This is a genomic window from Amycolatopsis sp. lyj-112, assembly GCF_046549055.1.
Taxonomy (GTDB): Bacteria; Actinomycetota; Actinomycetes; order Mycobacteriales; family Pseudonocardiaceae; genus Amycolatopsis.
Genome location: NZ_JAJPWS010000001.1, coordinates 1,198,792 through 1,220,538 on the forward strand (window position 1 = coordinate 1,198,792; position 21,747 = coordinate 1,220,538).

Consider the following 21,747-nt stretch of genomic DNA (forward strand, 5'->3'; position numbering starts at 1 on the left):
CCTCATGCCGGGACCGACTGTTCCGGGGACGGTCTGGACAGCAGCAGCGGCGAGATGCGGTGGACGATGAACAGCCCCAGGAGCGTGACCACGATGGCGGCGGCCCACGCGAACGGCAGGACGTACCCCCGGCCGTCGAAGGTGCTGCCCGTCGTGGGAAGCAGGAACGGCAGGACGGCGGTGATGATCGTCGCGGCGACCCGGAACCGCGAAGTCCCCGCCGACGCGGCCAGCGGGATGATCGCCCACAACAGGTACCAGGGCTGCAGCGCGACGTGCAGGACCATCACCGCGCCCAGCGAGACGCCGAGGCCGATCATCGGCCGGTAGCGCCATTTGAAGCTGTCCCAGAGGAACTTGACCGTCACCGCGCCCGCGACGAGATAGCCGAGCGTGCCGAGGATCGGCACCATCGCGTTGGTGTGGTTGCCGAGGCCGAGCACGATGCCGAGGACACCGCCGAGCGCGGCGAGTTCCGACGTCGGCGAGATCCACGACCGGACCAGTCCCGGTGTCCCGAGCGCGCCGACCCAGCCGAAACCGAGCCCGGTGCCGTAGCAGACCGCCACCAGCACCACGCCGAACAGCAGCGCCATCGGCACCGCCGCGGTGAGCAGGTCCTTGAGCCTGCCGTGCCAGCGTCTGGCCACCATCACCGTGAAGAAGGGGAGGGCCAGGATCGCGTTCAGCTTCACCCCGACCCCGAGGGTGATGATCGCCACGCCGAGCCCGATGAAGAGCAATTCGCCCTTCGCCAGTGGCGGGGGACTGTCGCCCTTGATCCGGACCGGCAACCGCCGGATGCCGATCTCCAGCCCGGCCACCATGAGGCCGATCGCCAGCGCGTCGTTGTGGGCGCCCGCGACGAAATGGAAGATCAGCAGCGGGTTCGCCGCGCCGAGCCACAGCGCGGTGGCGGGCTGCACGCCGAACCGCCGGGCCAGCCGGGGCAGCGCCCAGATGATCAGGATGACGCCGATCAACGCGAGGCCGCGCTGCAGCAGGACGCCGGTGACGATGTTGCCGCTGCTCAGCGGGGCGAGCCAGCCCCCGAGGCGCAGCAGCAGCGGACCGTACGGGGCCGGGGTCTCGCGCCACATGTTGGAGACGCCGGACGTCAGCGGGTCGGAGACGCCGAGCGCTTCGGCCGGTCCGAGGGAGTACGGGTCCATCCCGCGGGCGACGATCTCGCTCTGCGCGAGATAGCTGTAGACGTCGCGGGAGAACAGCGGCGGGATGAACAGCAGCGGCGCGCACCAGAGCGCGATGGTGCGGGCGAGCTGGCCCTGGGTGGCGAGGCGGCGGCGGGCGGGCTGGGCGAACCGGCCGAGCATCAGCCAGCTCAGCACGATGATCGTCATCCCGGCCAGGCCCATCGAGAGCGAAACCGTGGGGATGCGGGTGAACAGCCGCAGGACCGGGATGTTCTGCACCGGGTTGATCACCGGCGCGGCGCCGGCGCCGAGCGAGCCGAGCGCGAGGAAGAGGGAGCCGACCGCACCGAACCGGCGGACCACGTTCAGGCCGCGTTCTTCCTTGGCGTCGAGTGGCTCGGGCTCCTGCGGGCGCACCGGGGACAGCGTCGCCACCGATCCTGCCGCCGGATCTTCCGCTTCCGCCCCGTCCGTGTCCCGCCGTGCGGGGTGTTCGCCCACTGCCACGCACGAAGGGTAGCGATCGCGGGAACAGACTGAACGGGTACGTGGTTACCGAGGTCATGACCGGCGGCTCTCCGTGACGATGTCCGGCGAAAGTGACCCTCGCCACTCCGTGAGGCACCCCTCTTTGCCGTCTCCCCGGAAATACGTCACACTTGTGTTGTGAAAAAGACGGGGACGGCGAACCAGGCCGGTGGCGACATGCACGCCGCCGCGGTTCAGGCTGTCCCCGCGCAGGTCGGCCCCGAGGGGCGGACCAGGCATGAAGTGGCCCGCTTGCTGCTGGAACAGGGTCCGATGACCGCCGTCGTGGTCGCCGAGCAGCTGGGGATCAGCGCCGCGGCCGTCCGCAGGCATCTCGACGCGCTGCTGGCCGACGGCGAGGCCGAGACCCGCGACGTGCCCCGCCGCGGACCGCGCGGACGAGGCCGTCCCGCCAAGAACTTCCTGCTCACCGAAGCGGGCCGCGCCCGGTTCGGGCACGCCTACGACGACCTCGCGTCGTCAGCCATCCGGTTCCTCGCCGAACACGCCGGCGAAGACGCTGTGAAGGCCTTCGCCGAGGCTCGCGTCGCCTCGTTGGTCGGCCCGCACCGGGACGCGATCCTCGGGCACACCGACCCCGCTGCCCGCGCCGAGGCCCTCGCCACCGCCCTGACCAGGGAGGGCTACGCTGCGTCGACCCGTCAGGTCGGTGCCGGCGAACAGCTCTGCCAGCACCATTGCCCGGTCGCCCACGTCGCCGCCGAGTTCCCCCAACTGTGCGAAGCCGAAACCGAGGCATTCGCGCATCTTCTGGGTACTCACGTACAGCGGCTGGCGACCATCGCACGCGGTGACAACGCGTGCACCACACACGTACCCGTCGCTTCGACGGGTCACCCGGCCACACCCCGGCCGGGAAGCACGGCGCCCTCCCCAGGGCGCACAGCACGGATCCCGAATGGAGGGAAACCCGCATGACTGCCGCTGCCGAGCAGCGCACTCCCACCACCGCGCCCATGAGCCAGGAAGAGACCATCGAGTCCCTTGGCAAGTACGCGTTCGGTTGGTCGGACTCCGACGAGGCGGGCTCAACGGCCCGCCGCGGGCTGAACGAGGACGTCGTCACCGACATCTCCTCGAAGAAGTCCGAGCCGGAGTGGATGCGCGAAGCACGACTGAAGGCGCTCAAGCTTTTCCGCTTGAAGCCGATGCCCAACTGGGGTGCGGACCTCTCCGGGATCGACTTCGAGAACATCAAGTACTTCGTGCGGTCCAGCGAGAAGCAGGCGACGAGCTGGGAAGACCTGCCCGAGGACATCAAGAACACCTACGACAGGCTCGGCATCCCCGAGGCGGAGAAGCAGCGCCTCGTCGCCGGTGTCGCGGCCCAGTACGAGTCCGAGGTCGTGTACCACTCGATTCGTGAGGACCTCGAGGCCCAAGGTGTGCTGTTCCTCGACACGGACACCGCGCTCAAGGAGCACCCGGAACTCTTCAAGGAGTATTTCGGCTCCGTGATCCCGGCCGGGGACAACAAGTTCTCCGCGCTGAACACCTCGGTGTGGTCGGGCGGTTCGTTCATCTACGTGCCCAAGGGCGTCAAGGTGGACATCCCGCTGCAGGCCTACTTCCGGATCAACACCGAGAACATGGGCCAGTTCGAGCGGACCCTGATCATCGTCGACGAAGACGCCTACGTGCACTACGTCGAGGGTTGCACCGCGCCGATCTACCAGTCCGACTCGCTGCACTCGGCGGTCGTGGAGATCATCGTGAAGAAGGGCGCTCGCTGCCGCTACACGACGATCCAGAACTGGTCGAACAACGTCTACAACCTGGTCACCAAGCGCGCCAAGTGCGAAGAGGGCGCGACCATGGAGTGGATCGACGGCAACATCGGCTCCAAGGTGACGATGAAGTACCCGTCGGTCTTCCTCATGGGCGAGCATGCCAAGGGCGAGGTCCTTTCGGTCGCGTTCGCGGGCGAGGGCCAGCACCAGGACGCCGGCGCGAAGATGGAGCACCTGGCGCCGCACACCTCCTCGACCATCGTGTCGAAGTCGGTGGCGCGCGGCGGTGGCCGCACCTCCTACCGCGGCCTGATCAAGGTCGCGAAGCGGGCGCACCACTCGCGGTCCAGCGTCGTCTGTGACGCGCTGCTGGTCGACACCATCTCGCGGTCGGACACGTACCCGTACGTGGACATCCGCAACGACGAGGTGTCGATGGGCCACGAGGCCACGGTCTCGAAGGTCAGCGAAGACCAGATGTTCTACCTCATGTCGCGCGGTCTCGACGAGGCCGAGGCCATGGCGATGATCGTGCGCGGGTTCGTCGAGCCGATCGCGCGTGAGCTGCCGATGGAATACGCGCTCGAGCTGAACCGCCTGATCGAGCTTCAGATGGAAGGGTCCGTCGGCTAGTGGCAGACAACAACGTTGCCGAAGCTCTGCGCGAGGGGGCCGTCATTCCGGCGGCCTCCCGCGGGGAGCGGTTCACCTCGTACGACGTGGAGGCCTTCGAAGCGCCTCGCGGTCGTGAGGAGAACTGGCGTTTCACCCCCATGAAGCGACTGCGAGGCCTGCACGACGGCTCCGCGGCGAAGTCCGGCGAAGTCACCGTCGCTATCGAGGCCGCCGATGAGCTGGTCATCGAGACGGTCGGCCGTGAGGACTCGCGTCTCGGCGCCGCCGGTGTGCCCAGCGACCGGATCGCCGCGCAGGCGTACTCCGCGTTCGACAAGGCCACCATCGTCACCGTGCCGAAGGAGATCAGCGCCGCGAAGCCCGCGGTCCTGCGGATCTCCGGCCCGGGCGAGGGCAAGGTCGCCTACGGGCACCTGCAGGTGCGTGCCGAAGCGTTCTCGAAGGCCACCATCGTGCTGGACCACGTCGGTTCCGGGACGTACGCGGACAACGTCGAGTTCGTCATCGGCGACTCGGCGAACATCACCGTGGTCAGCGTCCAGGACTGGGCCGACGACGCGGTGCACGTGTCCGAGCAGCACCTCAACCTCGGTCGCGACGCGAAGCTCAAGCACATCGTCATCACGCTCGGCGGTGACCTGGTCCGCGTCTCGCCGACGGCGACCTTCGCCGACCGCGGCGGCGACGTCGAGATGCTGGGGCTGTACTTCGCGGACGCGGGACAGCACCAGGAGCACCGGCTCTTCGTCGACCACGCCGTGCCGAACTGCAAGTCGCGCGTGATGTACAAGGGCGCCCTGCAGGGCGACGGCGCGCACACCGTGTGGGTCGGCGACGTGCTGATCCGGGCGGCCGCCGAGGCGACCGACACCTACGAGCTCAACCGCAACCTGGTGCTGACGCCGGGCGCGCGGGCGGACTCGATCCCGAACCTGGAGATCGAGACCGGCGAGATCGAAGGCGCCGGGCACGCGAGCGCGACGGGAAGGTTCGACGACGAGCAGTTGTTCTACCTCCAGTCGCGCGGAATCGGCGAAGACGCCGCGCGTCGGCTGGTCGTGCGCGGGTTCTTCCACGAGATCCTGGTCAAGATCGATGTGCCCGAGGTGCGCGAGCGTCTCGAGGCCGCGATCGAAGCCGAGCTCGAAGCAGTCGGTGTCTGACTCAGCGGCCTCATCGCGCGCGTCCGTCCACAAGAGACTTTAGGAATCACTGAAATGCCAACCCTGGAAATCAAGGACCTGCACGCCTCGGTCACGACCGACGAGGGCCCCAAGGAGATCCTCAAGGGCGTCAACCTGACCATCAAGTCGGGTGAGACCCACGCGATCATGGGCCCCAACGGTTCGGGCAAGTCCACGCTGTCCTACGCCATCGCCGGCCACCCCAAGTACCAAGTCACCTCCGGGCAGATCCTGCTCGACGGTGAGGACGTGCTCGAGATGAGCGTCGACGAGCGTGCCCGCGCGGGCCTGTTCCTCGCCATGCAGTACCCGGTCGAGGTTCCGGGCGTGTCCATGTCGAACTTCCTCCGCACCGCGGCCACCTCGGTCCGTGGCGAGGCCCCCAAGCTGCGCCACTGGGTCAAGGAGGTCAAGGAGGAGATGGGCAAGCTCGACATCTCGTCCGAGTTCGCCGAGCGCTCGGTCAACGAAGGCTTCTCCGGCGGCGAGAAGAAGCGTCACGAGATCCTGCAGCTGGCGCTGCTCAAGCCGAAGATCGCCATCCTCGACGAGACCGACTCGGGCCTCGACGTCGACGCGCTGCGCGTCGTCTCCGACGGTGTCAACGAGTTCAAGGCGAACAACGACGCCGGCGTCATGCTGATCACGCACTACACGCGGATCCTGCGCCACATCACGCCCGACTTCGTGCACGTCTTCGCCGGCGGCAAGATCGTCGAGTCCGGCGGCCGCGAACTGGCCGACGAGCTGGAGGAGAACGGGTACGTCAAGTACACCGGTTCCACCGAGACCGCCGCGGTCTGATCGCGCTCCGCCTGATCCTGGAAGCACACGACTACACCGAGAGGAGTTGGCCCGATGACCACCACCACGGCTAACTCTGCTGTACCGCTGGACGTAGCGGCCATCAGGGCCGACTTCCCCATCCTGTCCCGTACCGTTCGGGACGGAAAACCCTTGGTGTATCTGGATTCCGGTGCGACGTCGCAGAAACCGGTGCAGGTGCTCGACGCCGAGCGCCGGTTCCTGGAGACCTCGAACGCCGCGGTACACCGCGGCGCGCACCAGCTCGCCGAGGAGGCGACCGACGCCTACGAGTCCGCCCGCGCGCGGATCGCGGAGTTCGTCGGCGCCACCCCGCAGGAGCTGGTGTTCACCAAGAACGCCACCGAGGGCATCAACCTCGTCGCCTACGCGATGAGCAATGCCGCCACGGCGGGTCCCGAGGCCGAGCGGTTCAAGATCGGTCCCGGCGACGAAATCGTCATCACCGAGATGGAACACCACGCGAACCTGGTGCCGTGGCAGCAGCTCTGCCAGCGCACCGGCGCCACGCTGAAGTGGTTCTCGGTCACGCCGGACGGACGGCTCGACCTGTCCGATGTGGACGAACTGATCACCGAGCGGACCAAGGTGCTCGCGTTCACGCACCAGTCCAACGTGCTCGGCACGATCAACCCGGTGAAGATCCTGGTGGAGAAGGCCCGCGAGGTCGGCGCGCTGACCGTGCTGGACGCCTGCCAGTCGGTGCCTCACTTCACCGTGGACTTCCACGACCTGGGTGTCGACTTCGCCGCGTTCGCCGGGCACAAGATGGTCGGCCCGTACGGCATCGGTGTCCTTTATGGACGTCGCGAGCTGCTCGAGGTCATGCCGCCCTTCCTGACCGGCGGCTCGATGATCGAGATGGTCCGCATGGAGGCCACGACGTTCGCCCCGCCGCCGCAGCGGTTCGAGGCCGGCACCCCGATGACCTCGGAGGCCATCGCCCTCGCCGCCGCCGTCGACTACCTGTCGGCGATCGGCATGGACCGCGTCGCGGCGCACGAACACCTTCTCACCGAGGCGGCGCTGGCCGGGCTCGGCGAGATCCCGGGCGTGCGGATCATCGGCCCCACCGACATGACCGACCGCGGTGGGCTGGTGTCGTTCGTCATCGACGGCGTGCACCCGCACGATTCGGGACAGGTGCTGGACAGTCTCGGCATCGCCGTCCGCGTCGGGCACCACTGCGCGTGGCCGCTGCACCGCGCCTGCGCGGTCCCGGCGACCGTGCGCGCGTCGTTCTACCTCTACAACACACTGTCCGAAGTGGACGCACTGGTGCAGGGTGTGCGTGAGGCGCAGAAGTTCTTCGGGGTGGCCCAGGGGAGTGCTGCGCAGTGAATCTCGAGAGCATGTACCAGGAGATCATCCTGGACCACTACAAGAACCCGCACGGCCGCGGTCTGCGCGAGCCGTTCGACGCCGAGTCGTTCCAGGTCAACCCGACCTGTGGTGACGAGGTGACGTTGCGGGTGAAGGTCGACGACGGGAAGGTCGCCGACATTTCGTACGAGGGACAGGGCTGCTCGATCAGCCAGGCCTCGACGTCGGTCTTGACGGATCTCGTCGTCGGGCACACCGTGGAGGAGGCGTTCACCACCATGGACGCCTTCGTCGAGCTGATGCAGGGCAGGGGCCAGATCGAGCCGGACGAGGACGTGCTGGAAGACGGCATCGCCTTCGCCGGCGTGGCCAAATACCCGGCGCGAGTGAAATGCGCCCTGCTCGGATGGATGGCGTTCAAGGACGCCGTCGCCCGCACGACCAACGGAGTTGAGACGGCATGACCGAACAGCAGACCGAAACCCGCGAGGGGCGCACGGCCGCCGACCTCGACGCCGAGACCGCCGCGGCGCCCGATACGGCCGACCTGGCGAAGGTCGAGGACCTCGAAGAGGCGATGCGGGACGTCGTCGACCCCGAACTCGGCATCAACGTCGTCGACCTCGGCCTGGTCTACGACATCCGCGTCGAGCCGGACAACACCGCCACCATCGACATGACCCTGACGTCCGCGGCCTGCCCGCTGACCGACGTCATCGAGGACCAGGTCGGTGCCGCGCTCGTCGGCGGGGGAACGGGACTGGTCAAGGACTTCCGGATCAACTGGGTCTGGATGCCGCCGTGGGGCCCGGAGAAGATCACCGACGACGGCCGCGAACAGCTGCGAGCCCTGGGCTTCACCGTCTGACCCTCTCTCTTTGTCCGTGAAGGCCCCCTTCCCTCGGCTCAGCCGAGGGAAGGGGGCCTTCACGCGCTTGGGGCTCCGGGTTGCGGCGTGGGTCGCTTCGTGGAAGTACGTGAAGGGGTCCTTGCCTACCCTCAAGGTAGGGAAGGAGTCCTTCACGTACTTGGGCCTCGCCTCAGCCGTCACATCGGCCACTTCTGCTTGTGTATAACGACCTATACCGCACCTCGGAGTGCGGTCGGGCTGGTCGTCAGCGGCTCGATCGGGAGCGTTGCCCGGTTCGCCGGAAAACGACGAAGAGCAGCCGCAAGCCCACCAGTGCGCTGACCACCAGCAGGTTGTAGCCGAACATCTGGTGCAGCGTGACCCCCGGAAGGACCTCCGGGCCGGTCGCGCCGCCCAGCAGCAGCACGGCCATCAGCCCGGTCGCCGCGCCGACGAAGGCCAGCAGCAGTTCGTGCACGAGGCCGGTGACGACGTCGCGGTCGCGTTCGTCGGAGAACAGCCGGACGTTGACCGAAAGCCTGCCCTGCTCCAGCGCGTTGCCGATCCGGTCGATGCGGCGGGGGAGGCGGCGCAGCACCGGCAGGAGCGCCATCAGTTCGTTGGTCGCGGTGGAGCGCAACGATTCGGGCCGTAGGCCGGCGCCGACCTGCTCGGCGGCGTAGGCGCGGGATTCGACGACGATGTTGAAGCCCGGTGCCAGCGCGCCCAGCGTTCCCTCCAAAGTGGCCAGTGCGCGGAACACCGCGGCGATCGGCGGGGGCACGCTGAGCCGGAAGTCGGCGATCACCCGGAACAGGTCGGTGAACATGTCCAGATCAGGGGCCTGCCCGTGGTTGAAGTGCTTGGCCACCAACGATCCCAGTGCCCGTTCGAGCCGCTGCTCCTCGATCTCGTCCGGCCGGTCGACGATCTCTAGCAGGCCGTCGCGCAGTGCGGCCGGGTCGCCGCGGTCGAGGGCGAGGATCAGGTTCTGCAGCCCGCCGCGCAGTCCCGAGTCGAGCCGTCCGACGGAGCCGAAGTCGAGCAGGCCCAGCCTGCCGTCGGTCAGCAGCAGGACGTTGCCGGGATGCGGGTCGGCGTGGAAGACGCCGCTGCCCATCACCTGGCCGAGCACGCACCGCAGCATCGACCGCGCGAGCTTGGCGCGCTCCGCCGCGGGGACCTGTTCACGCGCACTGGCGAGCGGTTTGCCGTCCAGGCGCCGCATCACCAGCACGCGTTCGGTGGACAGTGCTTTGTGGACGGTCGGCAGGGCGACCTCGGTATGCGGGTAGGCGGCGCTGACCGCTTCGATGTTCCTTGCCTCCGTGCGGAAATCGAGTTCCTCGACCAAGGCGTCGGCGAACCCGTCGGCGAGGTCGACGACGCCGAGCGAGCGGGCCCAGTCCGCGCGCAGGTCCAGTGCGGCCGCCACCCGGCGGACGATGTCGAGGTCCTGGTCGACGAGTGACTGCACCCCCGGCCGCTGCACCTTGACCACGACGTCCTGGCCGTCGCGCAGTTTCGCCCGGTAGACCTGCGCGATCGACGCGGCCGCGATCGGTTCCGGGTCGAATTCCGCGAAGATCTCGTCGGGGTTGCCGCCCAGTTCCTCTCGCAGCACCGTCGCGACCTCGTCGGCGTCGGCGAAGGCGACCTGGTCCTGGAGTTTGCTCAGTTCGTCGATGAACACCGGCGGGAGCAGGTCGGAACGTGTCGAGAGCAGCTGGCCGAGCTTCACGAACGTCACGCCGCCCTCTTCCAGCGCGCGCCGGAGTGAGCGGGCCAGTTTGGCGTGCCGCACGGTGGCGAGCCCGGGTTCACGGCGGCCGGTGAGGTAGCGGCCGAGGCCGTGTTTGATCGCGATCCGGGTGATCTGCGAGTACCGGCGGGTGCGGGCGGCGCGGCGGCGCAAGGACCGGATCCGGCCGATCAGCCCGAGCCCGGAACCCGCCGGGAGGATGAATTCCGCGACGAACAAGAACATCAGCGTCGCCAGGAAAGCGCCGCCCGCCACGGGAATGATCAGACCGGCGACAGCGCCTCCGCCGGCGAACATCGGCTTCGGGAAGGCGCTGAGGATGCCGCCCGCGACGAGCCAGCCGAAGCCGGCGGCGCAGAACGCGCGGACCACGCCGATCCGCACACCCAGCACGCGGCGGGCGGCGACCACGAGTGGCCACAGCATCAGCGCGTAGACGGGCAGGGTGAGCAGGCCGAGCAGCAGGTTCATGCGATGAGGACATCACGCGCAGCCCGCCCGGGATTCCCGCTGCGGCGGGACGGAGCTCACCCTTGAGAGGGAGCGGATCCCGAAGTTGTAGGTCGTGGTCTGTTCCGGCGGAGCGAACAGGACACCGAGGAGCGCCATCACCGCCGCGGCGAGGAACCCGACGCGGAGATCGGCGACGTCGCCGAGGAACCCGATGAGCGGCGCTCCGGCGGCCTGTCCGAGCGCCAGCATCAGGAAAGCCACGCCGACCCCGAACGCGGGCGACGCCGGATAGGCCCTGGTACCCCAGAGGATCAGCACGCTGGTCAGTCCGATGTAGACAGCGCCGAACAGGGCGGCCGCGACGATCAGCGCCGGTAGCGAACGGGTGGCGAGCGCGAACAGGGCGGTCGCGACCGCGAACAGGACCATCCCGGCCGACCAGGTTCGGCGCAGTCCCGCCCGCGACGTCAGTTCGGCGGTGAACGCGCCGATCAAGCCGGAAGCGCCGAGGACGATCCACACCACCGTCGACTCGGTCTCACCGAGCCCGCCGATGCCGACGGCGATGTCGCGGCCGAACGTCCAGATCGCCGCGCTGGCGAGGCCCAGCATCGCGGCGGCGGGCAGCAGCCGTCCGGTCGCGGGCGGGAACAGCGGCACCGGCAGCCCGTCGCCGGGCTTCGCCTGTCCGCCCGGCGCGACGACGCGGGCGATCCACAGGGTCACCAGCGCCGATGTCGCGGCGAAGGCCCACCAGGCCAGCCGCCAGTCGCCGACGGCGAGGAGCGCGACCGGACCCGACACCAGCACCCCGAGCCCGGTTCCGGCGTTCACCACGGTCTGGGCGCGGTCGCGGCGGGTCACCCGGACGGTGCGCGAGACCGCGTCCGCGAGCGAGGGGGAGGCCAGGCCGGTGCTGGCTCCGGCCAGGACCACGCCGAGCGTGAGCAGGGCCGCCGAGGGGGCGGCCGCGATCAGCGCGGTCCCCGTGGTCGCGGTCGTCCCGGCGGCGAGCGCTCCGGCCCGCGCGCCCCAGCGGGCCGTGATGGCGGTCGAGGCCGCGACGGCGAGGCAGTAGGCGACGTAACTGCCCGCGGCGATGGCGCCGAGCGTGCCGCCGTCGAGGTCGAACTCCGCCCGCAGCGTCGGCGCGAAGAGGCCGTACGCGTACCGCGCGAGCCCGTAGGAGACCGCGATCAGGGCCAGCCCCGCCGCGGTGAGCGTCAGCTCTCGTTTGTGCGAAGAAACCATCAGTGCTCCTCCAGAGGTATACCGATCGGTATACCCAGGGAGTGTTCCTGCATTCGGCGCTCAGGTCAACCGATCGGTATAGTCGAGGCATGCTGACACCGGCCGGCGAGCGAGTCCTGAGCGCGGCGAGCGAGCTGTTCTACCGGAACGGCCTGAACGCGGTGGGCGTCGCGGCCGTGGCCGAGGCCGCCGGCGTCACGAAAAAGACCCTCTACGCGTGCTTCGGGTCGAAGACGGAGCTCACGATCGCGTACCTGCGGCGCCGCCACGACGTCTGGTGGGCGTACCTGGAACAGCAGCTGGCCGAGGCCGGTGCGCCGCGGGCCCTCGTGGTCTTCGACGCCTACATCGATCACCCCCGTCTCGGGAGCGACCGGGGCTGCGCGTTCCTCAACGCGGCCGCCGAGCTGCCCGCGGGGCATCCCGGGCTCGACGTGATCCGGCGGCACAAGGCGGCGGTGCGGGCCAAGTTCACCGAACTCCTCCGCGAGGACGTGCCCCAAGCAGGCGAACCGGAGCGGCTCGCGGAGCAGCTCTTCCTACTGCTGGAAGGCGCGGTGGCGCATACCGGCATCGACGGCGACGCGCACCGTGTCACGCTGGCGAGGGAGATCGCGGAGATACTGCTGAGGGATCCGCGCCGGGCCGTCACCCGCTAGAAAGAGCACATGCGACTTTTCGGCCCGCTACTCGACCGGGCGACTTACCGGCGGTGGGTGTACTTCATCCTCGGCGGCGCCCTGAGCGTGCCGTACCTGCTCTTCGCCGCCATCGTGGTGCCCTCGCTGCTGCCCCTCGTCGTGACGGTGGGGCGCGGCGTGGTCATCGCGATGATCACCGTCGTCCTGGTGATGATCGCGTCGTCGTTCATCCCCGCCGTCCGCGTGCTGGAAGGCGCGGCCGTGCGGGAGCTGCTGGACGACCCGGTGCCCGGAGTGACCTTCGGGCCCGCGGGAAGCTGGCCGGTCCGGCTGCGGTCGAGCGCGATGTTCCTGCTGCACGTGGGATCCGGTTGTGTCGTCAGCCTGGTGAGCCTGGTCGTCCCGGTGGCCTTCGGGTTCGCGGTCGCGGCACCGTTTTCCGGCCGTATCGTGCTGTCCACAGAGGATCCGATCCTGGTGCCGAAGGGCTGGGCGAGCGCGTGGATCCCGGCGGCGCTCCTGCTCGGCCTCGTCGCGCTGGCATACGGCGTCTGGCTGGCCGGTGCCTTGCTCACCCGCGTCGCCCGCAGCCTGCTGGGGATGTCGGCCGCTGAGCGGATCGCCCAGCTGGAGAAACGCACCGAACAGCTCGCCGAACGCAACCGGCTGGCGCGGGAACTGCACGATTCGGTCGGGCACGCGCTGAGTGTCGTGACGATCCAGGCCGGGGCCGCCCGCCGGACGCTCCGGACCGATCCGGACTTCACCGAGCAGGCGCTCACCGCGATCGAGGAGTCCGCCCGCGCCGCGCTCGAAGACCTCGATCACGTGCTCGGCCTCCTGCGCGAGGAGGCTTCGGCCAGGACGCCGCAGTCCGGACTGGCGGAGCTGTCTTCGCTGGTCACGGCGACACGGCTGGCGGGCGCCGAGGTAGAGGCCGAGGTGCGGGGCGAGCCCTCGGGAGTGCCGCCGGTCGTCTCTCGCGAGGCCTACCGGATCTTGCAGGAATGTCTGACCAACGCGCTGCGGCACGCCGGTAAGGTGCCGGTGACGGTGCTCGTCGACGCCGGGCCGGAACTGCTGCGGCTGCGGGTGTCGAACCCGCTCGGTGCCGCCGAGCCGTCGCGTGACGGCGGTGGCCGGGGGCTGCGGGGGATGGCGGAACGGGTGGACGTGCTCGGCGGCACGATCACCGCGGGCCGCGCGGGCGAACAGTGGGAAGTCGAGGTTGCGGTGCCATGGGGGAAACGGCGATGAGTGTCGGTGTCTTGCTGGTCGACGACGAACAGCTGATCCGGGCCGGGTTGCGGGCGATCGTCGCCTCCGAGCCGGATCTGGAAGTGGTGGGGGAGGCGGCCGACGGGGCCGAGGTGCCCGGCCTGGTCTCGAGGTTCCGGCCGGACGTCGTGCTGATGGACGTCCGGATGCCGTCGGTCGACGGAATCAGGGCGACCGCGCATCTGATGTCCACTATGGACACCCCGCCGAAGGTGATCGTGGTGACCACCTTCGAAAACGACGACTACGTCTACGACGCGCTGCTCGCCGGCGCGAGCGGCTTCCTGCTGAAACGAGCCCGGCCCGAGGAGATCGTCGCGGCGATCCGGACCGTGGCGTCGGGGGAGTCGCTGCTGTTCCCGGCCGCGATCCGGCGGTTGGCCGCACAGCAGGCCAAACGCGGGCCGCAGGAAGGGCTCGCCGAGGCAGGGCTCACCGAACGCGAACGCGAGGTGCTGCGGCTGATGGCGGGCGGGCTGTCCAATGTGGAGATCGCGGGCGAGCTGTATCTCGGGGTGCAGACGGTGAAGACGCACGTCGGCAATGTCCTCTCGAAACTCGGCGCGAGGGACCGGACACAAGCTGTGATCAAGGCGTACGACACCGGATTCGTCACACCGGCCGGCTGAACGCGGTAGGTTGATTTTCACATACACGCCCCTGATGTGAGGGAGTTCCTGGGTGGATACGAACGTCAATCGCCGGCGCCTGCTCGGCCTGGGCACGGTCGCGGCCGCGGGTGCGGTGCTCGGAACGGCGCAGATCGCTCAGGCCGCCGGGGCCGACGACGTGGACACGGCCGCCGCCGATGCCTCCGCCGCCGCTCGCCGGATTTCCCGTGTCTACGAACGGGAAACCGTGAAGGCGGGCGGCACCTGGTCGTCCTACATCAGCGTCGCCGACTCCGCCGGGACTCTGGTGCCCGCGGTCTCGGTGCGGGCCGACACGGTGGTCGAGGCCTACAGCGTCAACAAGATCGCGGTCGCCACCGCGGTGCTCGACAAGATCGACCGCGGACTGCTCACTTTGGACCAGCGGGTCGACGTCACCTCCGGCATCGTCATCCAAGACACCGACGGTATCTTCGGGCTCGACGGCGCATACCCGAGTTCGGTGACCCTCGGGCACGCCATGGCCGCGCTGCTCACGCTGTCCGACAACACCGCGGTTCGCCTGTGCGGGCTGGTCTGCCCGGCCGCCGAACTCAACGAGATCCTGCGCGGCAAGGGATTCGTGCACACCCAGGTCGTCCCGGTGGCGAACCCGAACCGGTTCTTCCTCGGCACGACGACCCCGGCCGAGACGCACACGCTGCTGCAGAAACTGGTCGGCGGCACGCTGCTTTCGGCGAAGTCGACCGCGTACCTGCTGAACATCCTGCGCTCGCTGAGCGCGTTCACCGACGGGGTGCGGCTCGACCTGACCTCGGCCGAGCGGCTGCGGGTCGCCACCAAGGCGGGCTGGTTCAACGACGGCCGCAACGAGGCCGGGGTGATGTTCAGCGCGGACGGCAAGCCGATCCTGACCTATTCGCTGTTCGCCTCCGGCGAGTTCGCGGGCGACCCGGCGGTCAACAAGGACGACTACGCCGCGACGCACCCTGCGCTGAAGGCGCGCGCGAAGCTCGGGAAGTCGATGTTCCGCGCGGTCGAGAAGCTGACCGCGACCACCGCTCGCACCTACTCGACCGCTCCGTACCGCGCCTCCAACGGCGGCTGATCGAGGACACGCGTGATTGAACGGCGATCTCGCGTGATTGAACGGAGAACTCACCGCGGCCGGATTCCGCCGTGTGTTCCGCCTCCAATCACGCGTGATCGCCATCCAGTCACGCGTGTTCTCCCTGAGATCACGCGACACCGGAGATCTTTCTCCTGGCCACGAATTGGCCGAGTAGCTAGTCCAGGGCGGCGATGATCAGCGCGGCCATCGCGGCCGGGTCCCCGTTTTCGGGGCGCAGCACCAGATCCGGGGATTCGGGACGTTCGTAGGGGGCGTCGACACCGGTGAAGCCGCTGATCTCGCCCGCCCTGGCCTTCGCGTACATCCCCTTGGGGTCGCGGTCTTCGCAGACTTCAAGGGGGGTGTCGACGAAGACCTCGAGGAACGGCAGCCCGGCCGCCTCGTGCGCGGCGCGGGCGAGTTCGCGATCCGCCTGGTACGGGCTGATCAGCGAGACCACCGACACCACACCGGCGTCGGCGAACAGCTTCGCGACCTCCGCGACGCGGCGTACGTTCTCGGCGCGGTCGGCCGGGCTGAACCCGAGATTCCCGTTCAGCCCGTGTCGGAGGTTGTCGCCGTCCAGCAGGTACGCGGGCCTGCCGGCGGCGACCAGCCTGCGTTCCAGTTCGACGGCGACACTCGACTTGCCGGACGCGGAAAGCCCGGTGAGCCAGACGGTGAGCCCGCGCGTCGCGCGTTCCGTCCTGGTGACGGCGGCGGTATGCCAGACGACGTTCGCCGCCGTCACGCTCGGCCCGGTGATCATGCCCGCCGCGACCGTCGCGCCGGAATGCTCGTCCACGAGCAGGAAGCCGCCGGTGGATCGGTTGCGGCGATAGGGATCGAACAGCAGCGGCTGCCGTGAGCGCAGCCGTATCCGGCCGATCTCGTTGAGGGACAACGACTTCGCGGTCTCGTCGCGGTGCAGTGTGGTGACGTCGAGGCGGTAGTCGAGTTCGCGGATCTCGGCCTTGGTCTCGCGGGTGGTGTGCCGCACGACGTAGCTCGCGCCGGGGGAGAGCGCGCTTTGCTCGGAGAACCAGCACACCATCGCGTCGACGTCCCGGCTGGTGTGCGGGCGGTTCCCGGGGCGGCAGATCAGGTCGCCACGGCCGAGATCGAGGTCGTCGGCGAGCTCGATCGTGACGGCCTGCGAGGCGAAGGCTTCGGTGATCGTGGTGCCGCCCGGTCCCCAGATCGCCCGCACCGTGGTGGTGAATCCCGACGGCAGCACGGTGACCTCGTCGCCGGGCTTGAACACCCCACCCGCGATGGTCCCCGCATAGCCGCGGAAATCGCGGCTGTGCTCCCGGATCACGTACTGCACCGGGAATCGCGCGTCGATGAGGTTGCGATCCGAGGCCACGTGCACCTGTTCGAGGTGATGCAGCAGGGAAGTTCCCTCGTACCAGGGCATGCTGGCGCTCCGGTGCACGACATTGTCCCCGTGCAGCGCCGACATCGGCACGAACGTCAGGTCGTGCACCTGGAGTTTCATGGCGAAGCGGCGGAAGTCCTCACGGATCTCTTCGAAGCGCTCCTGCGACCAGTCGACGAGGTCCATCTTGTTGACGCACAACACCAGATGCGGAATGCCCAGCAGGCTCGCCAGGAACGCGTGCCGCCGAGACTGTTCGAGAACGCCTTTGCGGGCGTCGATCAGGACCAGCGCGAGGTCCGCCGTGGACGCTCCGGTGACCATGTTCCGGGTGTACTGCACGTGTCCCGGGGTGTCGGCGATGATGAACTTCCGTTGGGGCGTCGCGAAATAGCGGTGCGCGACGTCGATGGTGATGCCCTGTTCCCGTTCCGCGCGAAGGCCGTCGGTCAGCAGCGCGAGGTTCGGGTACGCCTCGCCGCGGTCCCGGCTGGTGCGTTCGATCGCTTCGAGCTGGTCGGTGAACACCGTCTTCGAATCGAACAACAGACGGCCGATCAGCGTCGACTTCCCGTCGTCCACACTGCCCGCGGTGGCGAGCCGGACCAATGAGGCACCCATCAGAAGTAGCCTTCCTTCTTCCGGTCTTCCATACCCGCCTCGGAGATCCGGTCGTCGGCGCGGGTGGCGCCGCGTTCGGTCACCCGGGTGGCGGCCACCTCGGCGACGACTTCCGACGGTGAGGACGCCGTCGACTCGACACAGCCGGTGCAGGTCGCGTCGCCGACCGTGCGGAAACGAACCGTTGCCTCGTAAGGGGTTTCGCTCTCGTCCAGGGTGAGGAACCGGGTATGCGCGAGCAGCATCCCGTCCCGTTGGACCACCGGGCGGCGGTGCGAATAGTAGATCGACGGCAGGTCGACGTCCTCGGCCTCGATGTACTGCCAGATGTCGAGTTCGGTCCAGTTCGACAGCGGGAAGACGCGGATGTGCTCGCCCTTGCGATGCCTGCCGTTGTAGAGGTCCCACAGTTCCGGCCGCTGATTGCGCGGATCCCACTGACCGAACTCGTCACGGAAGCTGAACACCCGTTCCTTCGCGCGGGCCTTCTCCTCGTCGCGCCGCGCGCCACCGAAGACGGCGTCGAAAGCGTTCTCCCGGATCGCACGCAGCAGTGCCGCGGTCTGGAGGCGATTCCGTCCGGCCTTCGGATCCTCGACGACGCGGCCGGCGTCGATGTCGTCCTGGACGCTGGTGACGACGAGGCGCAGGCCGTAGGTCTCGACGGTGCGGTCCCGGAACTCGAGTACCTCGTCGAAGTTGTGGCCGGTGTCGACGTGCATCACCGGGAACGGCGGCGGCGCCGGCCAGAACGCCTTGGCCGCCACGTGCAGCATCACCATCGAGTCCTTGCCGCCGGAGAACAGCAGCACCGGTCGTTCGAAGGTCGCCGCGACCTCCCGGAAAATATGCACGGCTTCGGCTTCGAGTGCTTCGAGGTGGGTGAGCTCGTAGGCCGGGGACGCCATCGTGACCTCCGTGGTTCGAGATCAAGAAAGTAGAACAAGTTCTTGTGCTTGGTCAAGAGGTGGAGGACGCTGTCGGCATGGACTTGGTCGCACTCGAAGAGATCCGACGCGTCAAATACCGCTACCTCCGGTGCCTCGACCTGAAGCTGTGGGACGAGATGGCCGGGACCCTGACCGTGGACGCGCGGGCGCGCTACGGCACGCCGTCCTATGGCGAACCCCTGAACTTCGAAGGCCGTGAAGCGATCCTGGGCTTCTTCCGGAACGCCGTCGGGCCGGGGGTGACCACGGTCCACGTCGCCGGTCATCCCGAGATCGAGATCGACGGCGACAGCGCGCAGGGCACCTGGCTGATGCACGACAAGGTGATCGTGCCCGAGCACCGCGTGATGATCGAGGGCGCCGCGTTCTACGATGACACCTACCGGCGCGTGGACGGCGCGTGGCTGCTCGCCTCGACCCAGTACGACCGGCTGTACGAGTCGATGGTCTCGCTGGACGATCAGCCGAGCTTCAAGCTCACCGCGAACCGGTGGGCCGAAGCCCGCAAGTAGAGGACTACTTGCGGCGGCCGCCGGATTCGGTGGTGACGGCGTCGGCGGCGGCGACCAGGGCGGCGCCTCGCCGGGCGATCTCGGCACCGGTGATCGGTTCGCCGACCGACAGCGTGAGCACCAGTTCCTGCCGTCCGGCGGCGTCGAACGTCGGCGCCGCGAGCAGGCTCACCGCGTGCTTGTGGCGCGGTTCCAGGTCGGCGCCGAGGTACACGCGCTCGCCGAGGCTCGAGACGAGTTCGCCGACCAGCCCCCGGACGTCGGCCGGCAGGTCGTCCGCGTCGACGCCCGCCATCAGCGCATAGAGCCGTCGCCCGGCCGAGGTCAGGCTTTCCACGAGGTAGCCGTGCTCGCGGCATTCCGCGACGACGCGGCGCAGGTGGGTTTCGTCCAGCCGCACCGGAACTGTCGGAGGCTTGGCCAGCCACGCGTCGAAGGCCGCGTCGGTGTCCCACAGCACGTACATCAGCCCGACGGGCGGCGCGAACGGGTAGGTCTCGCCGAGTTTGACCCGGCCCGGGCCCGCGCTCTGCAGCATCAGGATCCGGTCGCCGACCACCGCGGACGCGGTGCAGGTGGCGGCGTACCGCCCGCTCAGGTCCTCCAGATGCCGCCGCGCGACTTCGCTCGCGCCGAAACCCTCCCCGGCGACGTGGCCGGCGGCGATCATCGCCGGGCCGAGCCGGTAGGTGACCGTGCGCGGGTCCCGGACCAGGTATCCGCCCGCGGCCAGTTCGGTCACGATGCCCAGGCAGGTCGGCTTGGCCAGGTCCAGTTCGCGGGCGAGTTCCGAGAGGCCGAAGCGTTTCCCCGGACGGGCGGCGAAGAAGTCGAGCAGCCGCACGACCCGTTCGGTCGGCGGAGAGCGCCGAGTCACGGTCATTGACCCATCCTTAGAACGCGTTCTAGTCTGATCTCGCGAGGAACGTACCAAGTCGGTACGTATTTGTACCAGTATGAGGAGTCGCCGGTGCTCACTCAACCGTTCGCCGACGCGATCGTCGAAGCCGAGAAGGTCATCGCCGAAGCGCCGCATATCCGGACCGAGCAGGATCTGGTCGAGGGGTACGACTACCTCGCCGGCAGTATCCGGGCGTCCCTTCAGATGGCGTGGGCCTACGAACGGGACTATCCGTACTTCACCCAGTCCACCGGCCCGTACACGAAAATGGGCCTGGACAACCCGGACACGCTGTACTTCAACGCGAACATCCGTGAAGACCGCGAGTACGTCGTCACCGGGACGCGGGGCACCACGGCCGACGTCAGCTTCCAGATCCTCAACGGCGACTATTCGCCGGTCGAGGTCCCGGACAGCCTCGCCGCCTTCGACGATCGCGAGATCCGGATCGAGGACGACGGCTCGTTCGAACTCCGCTTCGGCCCGGCGAAACCCGACCCCGGTCCGAACTACTTCATCCTCGGCCCCGGTTCGTCGATGCTGGTGGTCCGCGAGGTCCACAGCGATTGGGCCACCGAACGCCGCGGCACGATCCAGATCCAGTGCGCGGACACCGCCGGTGGCTCTCCCGCGCCGCTCACCCGCGACGTGCTGGCCAAGCGGTACGGCGTCACCGGCAAGATCCTGCTGAGCAGGCTGAAGACCTTCCTCGCCTTCCCGAAGTGGTTCTATCTGAACCTGCCGGTCAACACGATGACGGAACCGCGTCCGACGCCCGGTGGCCTGACCACGCAGTACTCGTCGGCCGGGCACTACGAACTCGGTGACGAGGAGGTCATGATCGTCACCGTGCCCCGCTCGGACGCGCCGTACCAAGGCATCCAGCTGGGCAGCATCTGGTACCTCTCGCTGGACTACATCAACCACCAGACCAGCCTCACCGCCGACCAGGCGCGGGTCGACCCGGACGGCAAGATCCGGTTCGTGATCAGCGAACGCGACCCCGGCGTGGCCAACTGGCTCGAACGCACCGGCCACGATCGCGGCTACGTCCAGATCCGCTGGCAACGGCTTTCCCGGGAGCTGGACAAGGCCGACGGCCCCGAAGTCGAGGTCGTGAAGTTCGACGAACTCGCCGACAGGCTGCCGTTCCACGACGAAGCCAGGGTGACCCAGGAGGAATGGACGAGCCGGATCTCGGCGCGTCAGAGCGCCGTCGCGGCGAGGATGCTGGGCTGACATGGATCTCTTGAAGGACAAGGTGGTCGTGGTCTCCGGCGTCGGGCCGGGGCTCGGCCGGTCCATCGCCGTGCGCTGTGCCGCGGCGGGCGCCGATGTCGTTCTCGCGGCCCGCACCGAATCCCGGCTCGCCGAGGTCGCCAAGGAGGTCGACGCGCTCGGCCGCCGCGCCGTCACCGTGCCCACCGACATCACTGACGACGCCTCGGCCGCGAACCTCGCCGAGGCCGCGCTGGAGGCGTTCGGCCGGGTGGACACCTTGGTGAACAACGCTTTCGCGATCCCGCCGATCATGGACCTCGCGGACGTCGACCTGGACGCCGTCCGGGCGGGCTTCGAGACCAACGTGCTCGCCGCGCTCCGGCTGACGCGACTGTTCACGCCTTCGCTCGAAGAGAGCGGCGGCTCGGTGGTGATGATCAATTCGGCCGTGCTGCGGCATTCCCGGCGCACGTTCGGCGCGTACAAGATGGCGAAGTCGAGCCTTCTCGCGCTCGCGCAAAGTCTCGCCTCGGAACTGGGGCCGCGCGGGATCCGGGTCAATTCCGTGGCGCCCGGTTACATCTGGGCGGACTCGCTGAAGTGGTACTTCGCTTATCTGGCCAAGGAACGCGGCGTGCCGCCGGAGCAGGTGTACGCCGAGACGGCGGAGACGATCGACCTGCGCCGTCTGCCGGAACCGGACGAGATCGCCGACACCATCGTGTTCCTGGCCTCGGCGCTGGCCCGGTGCGTCACCGGCCAATGTCTCGACGTCAACGCCGGCGAATACCACCACTGAAGGG

The 21,747-nt window shown here is 68.7% G+C and carries 20 protein-coding genes; 14 read left to right on the forward strand and 6 right to left on the reverse strand.

Going from position 1 to position 21,747, the window contains the following annotated elements; translation table 11 throughout:
* Nucleotides 1-2: 2 nt before the first annotated feature.
* Complete coding sequence (gene mptB / locus ACLJRL_RS05785) at nt 3-1,589, reverse strand: polyprenol phosphomannose-dependent alpha 1,6 mannosyltransferase MptB (RefSeq protein ID WP_410655176.1); 1,587 nt, start codon at nt 1,587-1,589, stop codon at nt 3-5.
* A gap of 231 nt (nt 1,590-1,820) precedes the next feature.
* On the opposite strand from mptB, the gene ACLJRL_RS05790 reads away from it, so the two are divergent.
* The 7 genes from ACLJRL_RS05790 to ACLJRL_RS05820 are packed head-to-tail and all read left to right on the forward strand — an operon-like array spanning nt 1,821 to nt 8,269.
* Nucleotides 1,821-2,621, forward strand: a complete 801-nt coding sequence (locus ACLJRL_RS05790; protein ID WP_410654930.1) for a helix-turn-helix transcriptional regulator — start codon at nt 1,821-1,823, stop codon at nt 2,619-2,621.
* A gap of 38 nt (nt 2,622-2,659) precedes the next feature.
* On the forward strand, nt 2,660-4,066 hold the full coding sequence (sufB, locus tag ACLJRL_RS05795; RefSeq protein ID WP_410655177.1) for a Fe-S cluster assembly protein SufB: 1,407 nt from the start codon (nt 2,660-2,662) through the stop codon (nt 4,064-4,066).
* Entirely contained in the window at nt 4,066-5,232 is a 1,167-nt protein-coding gene (sufD, locus tag ACLJRL_RS05800) for a Fe-S cluster assembly protein SufD (RefSeq protein WP_410654931.1), read from the forward strand. The genes sufB and sufD overlap by 1 nt, the downstream gene beginning before the upstream one ends.
* 54 nt (nt 5,233-5,286) lie before the next feature.
* The gene (gene sufC / locus ACLJRL_RS05805) at nt 5,287-6,057 is read left to right on the forward strand and encodes a Fe-S cluster assembly ATPase SufC (protein ID WP_410654932.1); all 771 of its coding nucleotides are present in this window, start codon (nt 5,287-5,289) and stop codon (nt 6,055-6,057) included.
* A 54-nt stretch (nt 6,058-6,111) separates the two neighbouring features.
* Nucleotides 6,112-7,419, forward strand: a complete 1,308-nt coding sequence (locus ACLJRL_RS05810) for a cysteine desulfurase (protein ID WP_410654933.1) — start codon at nt 6,112-6,114, stop codon at nt 7,417-7,419.
* The gene (gene sufU / locus ACLJRL_RS05815) at nt 7,416-7,865 is read left to right on the forward strand and encodes a Fe-S cluster assembly sulfur transfer protein SufU (RefSeq protein WP_410654934.1); all 450 of its coding nucleotides are present in this window, start codon (nt 7,416-7,418) and stop codon (nt 7,863-7,865) included. The genes ACLJRL_RS05810 and sufU overlap by 4 nt, the downstream gene beginning before the upstream one ends.
* Nucleotides 7,862-8,269 (forward strand): metal-sulfur cluster assembly factor, encoded by a 408-nt coding sequence (locus ACLJRL_RS05820; RefSeq protein WP_410654935.1) that lies wholly within the window; start codon nt 7,862-7,864, stop codon nt 8,267-8,269. The genes sufU and ACLJRL_RS05820 overlap by 4 nt, the downstream gene beginning before the upstream one ends.
* Nucleotides 8,270-8,516: 247 nt before the next feature.
* Here ACLJRL_RS05820 and ACLJRL_RS05825 read toward each other — a convergent pair whose 3' ends face one another.
* Both ACLJRL_RS05825 and ACLJRL_RS05830 read right to left on the reverse strand, forming a co-directional pair.
* Nucleotides 8,517-10,484 carry an ABC1 kinase family protein gene (locus ACLJRL_RS05825; RefSeq protein ID WP_410654936.1) on the reverse strand — a complete coding sequence of 656 codons (1,968 nt, stop codon included), beginning with the start codon at nt 10,482-10,484 and terminating at the stop codon, nt 8,517-8,519.
* 12 nt (nt 10,485-10,496) lie between these two features.
* A complete protein-coding gene (locus ACLJRL_RS05830) occupies nt 10,497-11,717 on the reverse strand; it encodes an MFS transporter (protein WP_410654937.1) in 1,221 nt (406 codons plus the stop codon).
* 89 nt (nt 11,718-11,806) lie between these two features.
* Here ACLJRL_RS05830 and ACLJRL_RS05835 point away from each other — a divergent pair, with 89 nt between their 5' ends.
* Genes ACLJRL_RS05835 through ACLJRL_RS05850 form a run of 4 tightly spaced genes read left to right on the forward strand, consistent with a single transcriptional unit; the run spans nt 11,807 to nt 15,355 of the window.
* The gene (locus ACLJRL_RS05835; protein WP_410654938.1) at nt 11,807-12,376 is read left to right on the forward strand and encodes a TetR/AcrR family transcriptional regulator; all 570 of its coding nucleotides are present in this window, start codon (nt 11,807-11,809) and stop codon (nt 12,374-12,376) included.
* Between the two features lie 9 nt (nt 12,377-12,385).
* Complete coding sequence (locus ACLJRL_RS05840; RefSeq protein WP_410654939.1) at nt 12,386-13,615, forward strand: sensor histidine kinase; 1,230 nt, start codon at nt 12,386-12,388, stop codon at nt 13,613-13,615.
* A complete protein-coding gene (locus tag ACLJRL_RS05845) occupies nt 13,612-14,265 on the forward strand; it encodes a response regulator (RefSeq protein ID WP_410654940.1) in 654 nt (217 codons plus the stop codon). The genes ACLJRL_RS05840 and ACLJRL_RS05845 overlap by 4 nt, the downstream gene beginning before the upstream one ends.
* Before the next feature lie 52 nt (nt 14,266-14,317).
* Nucleotides 14,318-15,355, forward strand: a complete 1,038-nt coding sequence (locus tag ACLJRL_RS05850; RefSeq protein ID WP_410654941.1) for a serine hydrolase — start codon at nt 14,318-14,320, stop codon at nt 15,353-15,355.
* Nucleotides 15,356-15,533: 178 nt separating this feature from the next.
* Here the strand turns inward: ACLJRL_RS05850 and cysC are convergent, their stop codons facing one another.
* Nucleotides 15,534-17,360: an adenylyl-sulfate kinase gene (gene cysC / locus ACLJRL_RS05855; RefSeq protein ID WP_410654942.1), complete on the reverse strand. Its 1,827-nt coding sequence runs from the start codon at nt 17,358-17,360 to the stop codon at nt 15,534-15,536.
* Nucleotides 17,360-18,268 carry a sulfate adenylyltransferase subunit CysD gene (cysD, locus tag ACLJRL_RS05860; RefSeq protein WP_410654943.1) on the reverse strand — a complete coding sequence of 303 codons (909 nt, stop codon included), beginning with the start codon at nt 18,266-18,268 and terminating at the stop codon, nt 17,360-17,362. Before cysD ends, cysC begins: the two co-directional genes overlap by 1 nt.
* A gap of 77 nt (nt 18,269-18,345) precedes the next feature.
* Here cysD and ACLJRL_RS05865 point away from each other — a divergent pair, with 77 nt between their 5' ends.
* Entirely contained in the window at nt 18,346-18,822 is a 477-nt protein-coding gene (locus ACLJRL_RS05865) for a nuclear transport factor 2 family protein (protein ID WP_410654944.1), read from the forward strand.
* A 4-nt stretch (nt 18,823-18,826) separates the two neighbouring features.
* On the opposite strand, the gene ACLJRL_RS05870 is transcribed toward ACLJRL_RS05865, so the two are convergent.
* Entirely contained in the window at nt 18,827-19,699 is an 873-nt protein-coding gene (locus tag ACLJRL_RS05870; protein ID WP_410655178.1) for a helix-turn-helix domain-containing protein, read from the reverse strand.
* A 93-nt stretch (nt 19,700-19,792) separates the two neighbouring features.
* Between ACLJRL_RS05870 and ACLJRL_RS05875 the strand changes: the two genes are divergently transcribed.
* Nucleotides 19,793-20,962 carry a hypothetical protein gene (locus ACLJRL_RS05875; protein ID WP_410654945.1) on the forward strand — a complete coding sequence of 390 codons (1,170 nt, stop codon included), beginning with the start codon at nt 19,793-19,795 and terminating at the stop codon, nt 20,960-20,962.
* 1 nt (nt 20,963) lies between these two features.
* Nucleotides 20,964-21,743, forward strand: a complete 780-nt coding sequence (locus tag ACLJRL_RS05880) for an SDR family oxidoreductase (RefSeq protein ID WP_410654946.1) — start codon at nt 20,964-20,966, stop codon at nt 21,741-21,743.
* The last annotated feature ends 4 nt before the right edge of the window (nt 21,744-21,747 follow it).